This window comes from Conyzicola nivalis, from assembly GCF_040548875.1.
GTDB lineage: Bacteria > Actinomycetota > Actinomycetes > Actinomycetales > Microbacteriaceae > Conyzicola > Conyzicola nivalis_A.
Genome location: NZ_JBEPSJ010000002.1, coordinates 467,667 through 478,103 on the forward strand (window position 1 = coordinate 467,667; position 10,437 = coordinate 478,103).

The window sequence follows — 10,437 nt, forward strand, 5'->3', positions numbered from 1 at the left end:
ACCGAACTGGCGCGGAAGCCGGCGAGGATCGCGCGACGGCGACCGGGGGCGCGGTCAGCCGGCGACGGGCGGGGCGACCGGGGTGACCGTGCCGTACGTGACGCGCACGAGCTGGTCGTAGGTCAGCGGGAACACCGTGTGCGCGTGCCCCGCGGCCGCCCAGACCTCCGGGTAGTCGGCGAGCGCCTCGTCGACGAACGTGCGCAGCGGCACGGGATGCCCGAGCGGAGCGATGCCGCCGATCACCTGCCCCGTGGCATCCTTCACCGTCGTCGCGTCGGCGCGGGAGAACGTGCCCCCGACCCGTTCGCCCAGCCACGCGGTGTCGACCCGGTGGGCGCCCGAGGTCATGACGAGCACCGGCTCGCCGTCGAGCAGGAAGACGAGCGAGTTGGCGATCGCCCCCACGTCGATGCCGAGGGCGGATGCCGCTTCCGCCGCCGTCTTCGCGGCGCCGTCGAGCCAGACCACCTGGGTGACCACGCCGGCCTCGGCCAGCGCGGCCTCGACCCGCACGACGGCGGGATGCTCAGGCACGGCGCTCCGCGGCCTGCACCACGTTGACGAGCAGCATCGCGCGGGTCATCGGTCCCACGCCGCCGGGCACGGGCGACAGGAATCCGGCCACCTCGGCCACGCCGGCGTCGACGTCGCCGACGAGGCGGGCCTTGCCGGTCTCCGGGTCGACCACGCGGGTGATGCCCACGTCGAGCACGGCGGCGCCGGGCTTGATCCATTCCGGCTTCACGAGGCCGGCGACGCCGACCGCGGCGACGACGATGTCGGCCTGGCGCACGTAGCTCTCGAGGTCGACCGTGCGGGAGTGCGTGAGCGTGACGGTGGCGTCGAGGCCCTTGCGGGTGAGCAGCAGCCCGAGAGGGCGCCCGACGGTGAGGCCGCGGCCGATGACGACGACGTGCTTGCCGGGGATCGTCACGCCGTAGCGACCGAGCATCTCGACCATGCCGGCCGGTGTGCACGGCAGCGGTCCTTCGAAACCGGTCCCTGAGCCCGTCGAAGGGGAGACACCGAGCACGAGCCGTCCGAGGTTGGTGGGGTGCAGCCCGTCGGCGTCCTTGTCGGGGTCCATGAGCTCGAGCATCGCGTTCTCGTCGAGACCGGCTGGCAGCGGCAGTTGGATGATGTAGCCGGTCACGGCCGGGTTCTCGTTCAACCCGATGATCGCGGCGCGCACCTCGTCGGCGGTCGCCGTCTCTGGCAGGTCGACGCGGATCGACTCGATGCCGACCTCGGCGCAGTCGCGGTGCTTGCCCGCGACGTAGGAGAGCGACCCGGGGTCGCTGCCGACGAGGAGGGTGCCGAGGCCGGGGGTGATCCCCCGCGCCTTGAGCGCTTCGATGCGCGCCTTGAGTTCGTTCTTGACGGCGGATGCCGTGGCGACGCCGTCGAGGAGGGTTGCGGTCATGAGGGGTCCTAAGTCGTGAGTGCGGTCGGACGCTTCGACAGGCTCAGCGACCGTGCGGTCCCTGAGCCTGTCGAAGGGCGGAGTGTTACGCCCAGCTGCCCGGGCTGGTGAGTCCCTCGTAGAGCGGGAATCCGTCGGTGAGCTTCAGCACACGGGCGCGGAGAGCCGCGACATCCGGAGTCGGCTTCAGCGCCGTCGCGATGATGTCGGCGACCTCGGTGAACTCCACGTCGCCGAAGCCGCGCGTGGCGAGCGCCGGGGTGCCGATGCGCACGCCCGAGGGGGTCATCGGCGGGCGCGGGTCGAATGGAACGGCGTTGCGATTCACGGTGATGCCGACCGAGTGCAGGATGTCCTCGGCGTCCTGGCCGTGGATGGCAGAGTTGCGCAGGTCGACGAGCACGAGGTGAACGTCGGTTCCGCCGGTGAGCACGTCGATGCCTGCGGCCTTCGCGTCGGGGGCGGTGAGGCGCTCGGCGAGGATCTGGGCGCCGCGGATGGTGCGCTCCTGGCGGTCCTTGAACTCGGGCTCGGCGGCCAGCTTGAACGCCGTCGCCTTGGCGGCGATGACGTGCATGAGCGGCCCGCCCTGCTGGCCGGGGAAGACGTTCGAGTTGATCTTCTTCTGGATCTCGAGGTCGTTGTTCAGGATGAATCCGGAACGCGGTCCGCCGATGGTCTTGTGCACGGTCGACGACGTGACGTCGGCGAAGGGCACCGGGTTCGGGTGCAGGCCGGCCGCGACGAGTCCGGCGAAGTGCGCCATGTCGACCCAGAGCTTGGCGCCGACCTCGTCGGCGATGGCGCGGAACGCCTCGAAGTCGAGCTGGCGCGGGTAGGCGCTCCACCCGGCGATGAGCACCTGCGGGCGGGTCTCGATCGCCTTCTCGCGCACGACGTCCATGTCGACGAGGAAGGTGTCGGGGTCGACGCCGTAGGCGTGCGCGTCGTAGAGCTTGCCCGAGAAGTTGAGCTTCATGCCGTGCGTGAGGTGGCCGCCGTGCGCGAGCTCGAGGCCGAGGATGCGGTCGCCGGGGCTGGCGATGGCCGCGAGGACGGCGGCGTTGGCGGATGCACCGGAATGAGGCTGCACGTTGGCGTACGAGGCGCCGAACAGGCTCTTGGCCCGCGAGATGGCGAGGCTCTCCGCGACATCCACGAACTCGCATCCACCGTAGTAGCGGCGTCCCGGGTAGCCCTCGGCGTACTTGTTGGTGAGCACGGAGCCCTGCGCCTCGAGCACGGCGCGCGGAACGAAGTTCTCGCTCGCGATCATCTCGAGGGTGCCGCGCTGGCGGCCGAGCTCCTGATCGAGAACGGCTGCGATCTCGGGATCGACGACGGACAGCGGCGAATTGAAGGTAGAGGACACTGGCAACTCCTTGAGAGCGAACGGATGTATCTAAGGTATCCGTTCAGCCCAGGCGTACGGCCGAATCGTGTATCTCGCTCCCTGATGGTTACCCATCTCAACGCCAGTTGCGACCCGTCCAGTGTAGGGGAGCCGTGGCATCCCGCGCCAGCGTGCGGGTGAGCGGCGGTGTTCTCGCGGGCCGGTTCGGCGTGTTCTCGCGGGCCGGTTTGGCGGTGTTCTCACGCGCCGGTTTCGGCGCGATGAGCCGACTCCGGCGACGGCGTGCGGTTCGCGAGGGGAAACCGGCGAAATGGGCCCGCCGCGGCGGCGTCATCGGGCCGGAAACGGCTCGGCGAGATACGCGAGGTCGCGCTGGCCACGGGAGGATCGAGCGCGAAAAAGGCCCCCCGCTTTCGCGAGGGGCCCTTCACGGTGTTGCTAGTTGCTGTTGCGGCGACGGTAGACCGACACGCCCGCGAGGCCGAGGCCGGCGACGAGCAGGCCCCCCGCGATCAGCGACGGGACCATCAGGTCGGTGCCGGTTGCTGCGAGCTGCGGCGCGGTCGCCGAGACGGAGAGCAGCGTGCCCGTGGCGCTCACGGTGAAGTAGAGCACCGAGGTGAACGGGGTGCCGTCGGCGCGCGTGCTGGTCACGGTGATCGAGTGCGATCCCGCGGCGAGGCCGGCCGGGATGGTGACCTGCTGGGCGAGCTGGCCGCCGAAGGCGATCGTGCCGGAGCCGACGATGATCGGGGTGGAGCGCACGGTGACATCCCATGCTGCGCCTTCCTTGAGGCCGGCGACGATGATGGTGACCTTCGCACCGGCGACGGGCTGGCCGGCTGCCGCCTGGATCTGGATCGGGCTGTTGATGCCGCTGGCCGGCGCGATGTTGAACACGATCGAGCCGAAGCCGACCGAGGTGTTGTCGCCGACCTGGAAGCCGCTCTCGACGACGCCGGAGTACTTGGGTGTGCCGTACACGCGCAGGGTCGGAGTGACGCCCGGGGTGTTCTCACCGATGGACTCGTACTGGAGGCCGTCGAGCGGGTAGATCTCACCGTTCTCTAAGCCGGCCGACGACTGCGGGCCGGCGGCGATCCAACCGCCCTTGGCGCTGAAGTCCCAGCCGGCGCCGAACGTGATCGCGACGATCTGGTCGACGGCGACGCCCTGCTTGACGGTGATCGGCGCCGCGGACGCGGGGAGCTCGGGAGCGGCCGGGGTCGGCACGAGGGTCAGCGAGGCCTGCACGAGACCGGGCGTGCTGAGGGCGGGTGCGACGCAGACGAGGTCGCCCGTCTCGTTCTCAACCGGCTCGGCATAGGCGACGGTGTAGACGTCGCCGACCGCGTAGCCGTTCGAGTTCAGGAAGCCCCAGTTCTGCAGCGGAGCGACGGCGGAGTAGCTGGGCTGCGTCTGGTTGAACTTGTGCGGCTCGCCGTTGATGTAGTCGAAGGTGCAGATCTGGTAGTCGTCGACCTGCTTCAGCGCGGGGTCGCCGTTGAAGTACGACTGCGAGTCTTCGCCGTAGACGAGCTCGGTGTCGGGGAAGGTGACCGAGGTGATGGGGAACACGGGGTCGACGACCGCGGCGAACGCGGGGGCCGCCGCGAAGACGGGGGCGATGACGACTGCTGCGGCGAGGGCCACGGCGCTGGCGCGACGGGACATCCAGCGATTGGCCGTGCGGTCAAGGGGACGGATGTTCATGGCTCTCCTGCGAGGTCGTCGGCGTACTCGAGACGCCGTCATCAATAACGCGACACTTGTCAACATATGGAGACTACCGGGCGAGAGCTAAATCGCTTAGCGAGACCGTGCCCCCCGTTCGGGGAGTCAGGGCGCGATGAGCTTCGCCGCGGCGCGCATCGCCGCGGCGCGCTGCCGGGCGGTGGCCCCCGGCGAGGCATCCGCCGTGCCGTTGAGTACACCGACGTTCGCCTGCGAGAGGGCGATGGAGAACAGCAGCCCGAAGAGGTCGGCGGGTTCCCACGCCGGATCGACGATGCCGCGGCGCTGAGCCTCGACGATCGCGACCCGGTCGCGCTCGATCACGACGGGGGAGATGGGAGGGAGCAGGTCGAAGTCCCCGCCGAGCCTGGCCCAGTCCATCATGCGGAAATGCTCCGGATGCGACCTGGCGAAGTCGAAGATGCGGCCCACGAAGCCGGGGAGGTCGTCGGCGGAGAGCGGAATCGACTCGAGCACCTCGTCCATGTGGGCGGTCAGCACGGCGACGAAGAGCGCCCTCTTGTCGCCGAAGTAGGCGTACAGGCGCTCCTTGCTGGCGTTGGCCTCCGCCGCGATGCGGTCGACGCGCGCTCCGGCCAGACCGTGGGCCGCGAACTCCCGGCCCGCCGCCTGAAGAATCCGCTCTCGTGTCGCTTCTCCGTCGCTTCTCATGACTATGATCATACATAACCCAACCAACTAGTTCGTTTGACAGGATCCCGCTCTCCCTATGGCCACTACCGCCCCGACCGCCCCGCAGCAGTCCACCCCGTCGCCGATCCACCGCTGGTGGCTGCTCGCGGTTCTCGCACTCGCCCAGCTCATGGTGATCCTCGACGGGACGATCGTGAACATCGCCCTCCCCGACGCGCAGATCGACCTCGGAATGACCGACGGCGACCGCACCTGGGTCGTCACCATCTACGCCCTCGCCTTCGGCTCGCTGCTGCTGCTCGGCGGCCGCATCGCCGACTACTGGGGCCGTAAGCGCTCCTTCATCGTCGGCATGGTCGGCTTCGCCATCGCCTCGGCGCTCGGCGGCCTCGCACTCAACACCGAGATGCTGCTCGCCGCCCGCGCGCTGCAGGGCGCCTTCGCGGGCCTGCTCGCACCCGCGTCTCTCGCCATCCTCACCATCACCTTCCCCGGCGGCAAGGATCGCATCAAGGCGTTCGCCGTGTACGGGGCGATCGGCGGCGGCGGCGCCGCGGTCGGGCTGCTGCTCGGCGGGGTGCTCACCGAGTTCGCCAGCTGGGAGTGGTGCCTGCTCGTGAACGTGCCGATCGCCATCGTCGCGATCGTCGGCGCTCTCGCGTTCATGAAGGAAAGCCGCGCCCACGGCAACACCCGGTACGACATCCCCGGCACACTGCTCGTCGTCGCCGGGCTCGCCTCCCTGGTGCTCGGCTTCTCGCGTGCCGAAGAGGGCTGGGCGCGCTTCGACACCATCGGATTCCTCGTCGCCGGCGTCGTTCTCCTGGCCGCGTTCGTGCTCGTCGAGCGGCGGGTGTCGAACCCGCTGCTGCCGATGCGCGTCATCGTCGACAAGGTGCGCGGCGGCGCGTTCCTCGTCTCCACCCTCACCGGTGCCGCCCTCCTCGGCGGGCTGCTGTTCCTCACGTTCTACTTCCAGATCGTGCTCGGCTACTCGCCGCTGCACGCCGGGTTCGCGTCGCTACCCATGACCCTCGTGATCATGGTCTGCGCCACGGTGCTATCGCAGCTGCTGCCGAAGATCGGCGTGCGCATCCCCATGACTGTCGGCCCGATCATCGCCGCGGGAGGGCTGTTCTACCTGTCGTTCATCACGGTCGAGGGCAATTACGTGCTCGAGGTGCTGCCCGGCGTCGTCCTGCTCGGCATCGGACTCGCCTCGCTGTTCGTGCCGCTGCAGAACGTCGCGCTCGCTGGCGTCGAGGAGCACGACGCGGGCGTCGCCAGCGCCGCGGTGGCCGCCACCCAGCAGATCGGCGGCTCGATCGGCACCGCGCTGTTCACCGCGCTGTACACCTCGGCGATCGCGAGCTACCTTGCCGACAACCCGCCGGCCCCCACCGCGCAGCTCGAGGCATTCGTCAGCGGCTACTCGGCCGCCTTCGTGTGCGCCGCCGCGCTCATGCTGGTTGCGGCGCCGATCTCGTTCTTCCTGATCCGCCCCTCGAAGGCAGACCTGTTGAAGAACGTCGACGCCGTGCACATGGGCTAGAGCCCGAAGCACGAACGGCCCCGCGCAGAAGGTTGCGCGGGGCCGTTCGTCGTCGGCTGACCGGGCCGCTAGCCGAGACGCGGCCGGCGGGCGCGCGCCGCGAGCCACACGTTCGACAGCAGCATGAACGCGACGCCGACCGTGATGATCGCGACGTCGACCGCGGGCAGCGAGATGACGCCGAACTGATCGAGCAGCAGGCCGCCGACGAGCGCCCCGAAGCCGATGGCGAAGTTGAACGAAGTGGTGAACAGCGCGGCGGCGAGGTCCCGCATTCGGGCGGATGCCGTGTGCAGCATGCGCGTCTGCAGCATCGCCGGGAGGCCGCCGAACGCGATTCCCCACACCACGATCGCCGCGACGATGACGACCTGCGACTGCGAGAACAGGCCGAGCACGAGCACGGCCACCGCGACCACCGAGGTGGCCACGATCAGGCCGGCGCGCGGGAAGCGGTCGCTCACCAGGCCGGCGAGCACTAGGCCGATCGCGCCGGCGCCGCCGAACAGGAAGAGCAGGATCGCGATCGAGTCCTCGGGGAAGCCGCCGACGCCGATGAGCCAGGGCGCGATGTACGTGTAGAAGAGATTGTGGCCCGTCATCACCACGATGATGATGATGCAGAGAATGACGACGCCGGGAACGCTGCGGTCCTTGCGCAGCGGCAGCGCGATCTCGCCGGTCGCGAGCGTGACCCGGTGGTCGACGGCGGGCAGGAATCTGAGCACGAGCGCCGCGAGGATGATCACGATGACGCCGATCGTGGCGAAAGCGAGCCGCCAGCCGAGGGCGTGACCGAGCGCCGTGCCGAGCGGCACTCCGAGCACGAAGGCCGCGGTCCCGCCGCCGCTGGTGATGGCGACCGCGCGGCCGATCTGGTGCTTGGGCACGAGGTGGGCGGCGTAGGCGCCGACGACCGCCCAGAACAGTCCGTGCGCGAGCCCGCCGATGATGCGCGCGCCGACGAGGATCTCGTAGGTCGGCGCCACCGCGGCCAGCACGTTGCCGGTGGCGATGACGAGCAGCACGATGACGACGAGGTACTTGCGCGAGTAGGCCCGGGTGAGCGCGGCCAGCGGGGTGGTCGAGATGACGACCGTGCCCGCGAAGATCGTCACGAGCAGGCCGATGCGCGACTCGGAGACGCCGAGCTCCTCCGCCATGTCGGGGAGGAGACCGGTGGGGAGGAACTCGCTCGTGACCGAGACGAAGATCGCCCCGGCGAGAACGAGGAGTCCGACCCAGGGGAAGGCGGGCGCAGGAGTAGTGGGGCTGTTCGAAGACAACGGGAGGAAATCCGTTCGGAATGGTGATGGCGTGGCGAGCCGCGGGTTGCCGTGTACGAGCGAGGCAACTTTTCCAGAATACTCTGGAGCCGTGACTGACACCTCGACCCACTGGATTCTCACCCTCGTCTGCGAAGACCGCCCGGGCATCGTCCACGCCATCAGCGGCGCGATAGTCACCGCCGGCGGCAACATCACCGAGTCGCAGCAGTTCTCCAGCGACGACACGGGAACGTTCTTTATGCGGCTCCAGGTCGAGTCCGCAGCATCCAGAGCCGTCTTCGAAACGGCGCTCACACCCGTCACCGAGCGCTACGCGATGACGTGGCAGCTCGATGTGGTCGGCCGCCCCCTGCGCACCCTCGTTCTGGTGTCGAAGGCCGGGCACTGCCTCAACGACCTGCTCTACCGGGAGCGCGCCGGGCAGCTGCCCATCGAGATGCCCCTCGTCATGAGCAACCACCGCGACCTCGAGAACCTCGCCGAGTTCTACGGCGTGCCGTTCGAACACCACCCCGTGACGAGCCCCGGGCAGAAGCTCGCGTTCGAAGACCGCGTGCTCGAGGTGGTCGAGCAGCACGACATCGAGCTCGTCGTGCTCGCCCGCTACATGCAGATCCTCTCCCCCGAGCTGTGCGCCGCGCTCACCGGGCGGGCCATCAACATCCACCACTCGTTCCTGCCGGGGTTCAAGGGCGCGAATCCCTACAAGCAGGCGCACGCCCGCGGGGTGAAGCTCATCGGCGCGACCGCGCACTTCGTGACGAGCGACCTCGACGAGGGACCGATCATCGAGCAGAACGTCGTTCGCGTCGACCACTCGCGCACCGCCGCAGAGCTCGTGTCGATCGGGCAGGACGAGGAGAGCCGCACCCTCACCCAGGCCGTCAAGTGGTTCGCCGAGCACCGCGTGCTGCTCGACCAGGCGCGCACCATCATCTTCAAATAGCCGCCGTCGGGCAGCGCCCGCGGCTCTAAGCTGAGCGCTATGAGCACGCTGTTCGAACACGCCCGCAAACTCGACGCGCACGGCCAGGTCGACGACTTCTGGATGCTCGTCGAGGGCGACACCATCGTCTCGACGGGAAACGGGCAGGGTCCGGATGCCGCGACCCGGGTCGATGTGGACGGGCGGTGGCTCGTGCCGGGGTTCATGGACCTGCACGGTCACGGCGGGGGCGGCCACTCGTACGACGACGGCGCGCGCGCGATCGGGGAGGCCCTCTCCACCCACCGCGCGCACGGCACCACCCGCTCGGTGATCAGCCTCGTCGCCAACCCGCTCGCGAGCCTGCGCACCAGCCTCGCCGAGATCGCCGACATCGCCGAGGCCGACCCGCTCGTGCTCGGCTCCCATCTCGAGGGCCCGTTCCTCGCGCCGGGCCGCCGGGGAGCGCACAACGGCGAGTTCCTGCGCGAGCCGGCGCCGTACGAGGTCGAGGAACTCATCGGCGCCGCGCGCGGCACCCTGCGGCAGATCACGATCGCCCCCGAGCTGCCGAACGCGATGGAGGCCATCGACGTGCTCGTCGAGGCCGGCGTGGTGATCGCCATCGGACACACCGAGGCCGACTTCGACCAGGCCCGCGAGGCGTTCGACCGGGGTGCGCGCATCGTGACGCACGTGTTCAACGCGATGCCCGGCATCCACCACCGTGCTCCCGGCCCGGTCGTCGCCGCGTTCGAGGACGAACGGGTGACGCTCGAGCTGATCCTCGACGGCGAGCACGTCCACCCGGATGTCGCGGCGATGGTCTTCGCGTCCGCGCCCGGCCGGGTCGCGCTCGTGACGGACGCGATGGCCGCCGCCGGATCGCACGACGGCGACTACTCGCTCGGCTCGCTGACGGTGAGCGTGCGCGACGGCATCGCGCGCCTGCGCGGAACGCCGACGATCGCCGGCTCGACGCTGACGCAAGACGTCGCGCTGCGCATCGCGATCCAGCGCTCCCGAATCGCCCCCGCGCGCGCCGTCGAGGCACTCACGCTGACGCCGGCTCGCACGCTCGGTCTCGAACACAGGCACGGGCTGCTCGCGCCCGGCTTCGCCGCCGACGCCGTGTTCATGGGCCACGACTGGCAGACCCTCGACGTGTGGGCCGACGGGCGTCGGCTCTAGCGCTGCGCGCCTCGCGCCCTCGCCTGCCCTAGCGCGCTCGTTCTCGCGCTCGCTCTTCTGCCAAATGAAGGAGATTCCGGGTGTGAGTCACACGTTCGTGCGGATGCGCGGCCCTCGCGACCGAAATCTCCTTCATTTGGCACGGGGCAGCGACGGCTGCGCGGCCCACTGGGTCGGGCGGCGGGATACGGGGCGCGGATGCTTCGGCTCGGGCTCTCGTCGCCGCGACGCGTTCACGACCCGACCCGGCCGAGGCGCACGCCGAATCCGGCGGCGCGACCCGGAGCATCCCACCGCCCCTCCCCGCCTCGC

At 69.8% G+C, this 10,437-nt stretch carries 9 protein-coding genes and 1 riboswitch; of the genes, 3 read left to right on the forward strand and 6 right to left on the reverse strand.

All coding sequences use genetic code 11. The features are described 5' to 3' along the window. Positions 1 to 54 precede the first annotated feature (54 nt). From ABIE21_RS10950 to ABIE21_RS10970, 5 genes are all read right to left on the reverse strand, one after another. A complete protein-coding gene (locus ABIE21_RS10950; RefSeq protein ID WP_354024855.1) occupies positions 55 to 537 on the reverse strand; it encodes a YbaK/EbsC family protein in 483 nt (160 codons plus the stop codon). Beyond that, positions 530 to 1,426, reverse strand: a complete 897-nt coding sequence (locus ABIE21_RS10955; RefSeq protein ID WP_354024856.1) for a bifunctional methylenetetrahydrofolate dehydrogenase/methenyltetrahydrofolate cyclohydrolase — start codon at positions 1,424 to 1,426, stop codon at positions 530 to 532. The genes ABIE21_RS10950 and ABIE21_RS10955 overlap by 8 nt, the downstream gene beginning before the upstream one ends. An 85-nt stretch (positions 1,427 to 1,511) precedes the next feature. Next, positions 1,512 to 2,804, reverse strand: coding sequence for a serine hydroxymethyltransferase (gene glyA, locus ABIE21_RS10960; protein ID WP_354024857.1), 1,293 nt, complete (start codon positions 2,802 to 2,804; stop codon positions 1,512 to 1,514). A 33-nt stretch (positions 2,805 to 2,837) separates the two neighbouring features. Further along, positions 2,838 to 2,919, reverse strand: a riboswitch (ZMP/ZTP riboswitch). A 299-nt stretch (positions 2,920 to 3,218) separates the two neighbouring features. Next, positions 3,219 to 4,493, reverse strand: a complete 1,275-nt coding sequence (locus tag ABIE21_RS10965; protein WP_354024858.1) for a hypothetical protein — start codon at positions 4,491 to 4,493, stop codon at positions 3,219 to 3,221. A gap of 126 nt (positions 4,494 to 4,619) precedes the next feature. Next, positions 4,620 to 5,186 carry a TetR/AcrR family transcriptional regulator gene (locus ABIE21_RS10970; RefSeq protein ID WP_354024859.1) on the reverse strand — a complete coding sequence of 189 codons (567 nt, stop codon included), beginning with the start codon at positions 5,184 to 5,186 and terminating at the stop codon, positions 4,620 to 4,622. A gap of 58 nt (positions 5,187 to 5,244) precedes the next feature. Here ABIE21_RS10970 and ABIE21_RS10975 point away from each other — a divergent pair, with 58 nt between their 5' ends. Further along, positions 5,245 to 6,720, forward strand: a complete 1,476-nt coding sequence (locus ABIE21_RS10975) for an MFS transporter (protein ID WP_354024860.1) — start codon at positions 5,245 to 5,247, stop codon at positions 6,718 to 6,720. A gap of 68 nt (positions 6,721 to 6,788) precedes the next feature. Here the strand turns inward: ABIE21_RS10975 and ABIE21_RS10980 are convergent, their stop codons facing one another. Continuing rightward, a complete protein-coding gene (locus ABIE21_RS10980; protein ID WP_354024861.1) occupies positions 6,789 to 8,006 on the reverse strand; it encodes an MFS transporter in 1,218 nt (405 codons plus the stop codon). A gap of 91 nt (positions 8,007 to 8,097) precedes the next feature. Between ABIE21_RS10980 and purU the strand changes: the two genes are divergently transcribed. Both purU and nagA read left to right on the forward strand, forming a co-directional pair. Then, complete coding sequence (gene purU / locus ABIE21_RS10985; RefSeq protein WP_354024862.1) at positions 8,098 to 8,955, forward strand: formyltetrahydrofolate deformylase; 858 nt, start codon at positions 8,098 to 8,100, stop codon at positions 8,953 to 8,955. Positions 8,956 to 8,994: 39 nt separating this feature from the next. Further along, entirely contained in the window at positions 8,995 to 10,125 is a 1,131-nt protein-coding gene (nagA, locus tag ABIE21_RS10990) for an N-acetylglucosamine-6-phosphate deacetylase (protein ID WP_354024863.1), read from the forward strand. The last annotated feature ends 312 nt before the right edge of the window (positions 10,126 to 10,437 follow it).

Coding starts and splice junctions, on each gene's coding strand:
- ABIE21_RS10955 (WP_354024856.1), bottom strand. CDS start 1,426: ATGACCGCAACCCTCCTCGACGGCGTCGCCACGGCATCCGCCGTCAAG.
- ABIE21_RS10965 (WP_354024858.1), bottom strand. CDS start 4,493: ATGAACATCCGTCCCCTTGACCGCACGGCCAATCGCTGGATGTCCCGT.
- ABIE21_RS10970 (WP_354024859.1), bottom strand. CDS start 5,186: ATGAGAAGCGACGGAGAAGCGACACGAGAGCGGATTCTTCAGGCGGCG.
- ABIE21_RS10975 (WP_354024860.1), top strand. CDS start 5,245: ATGGCCACTACCGCCCCGACCGCCCCGCAGCAGTCCACCCCGTCGCCG.
- nagA (WP_354024863.1), top strand. CDS start 8,995: ATGAGCACGCTGTTCGAACACGCCCGCAAACTCGACGCGCACGGCCAG.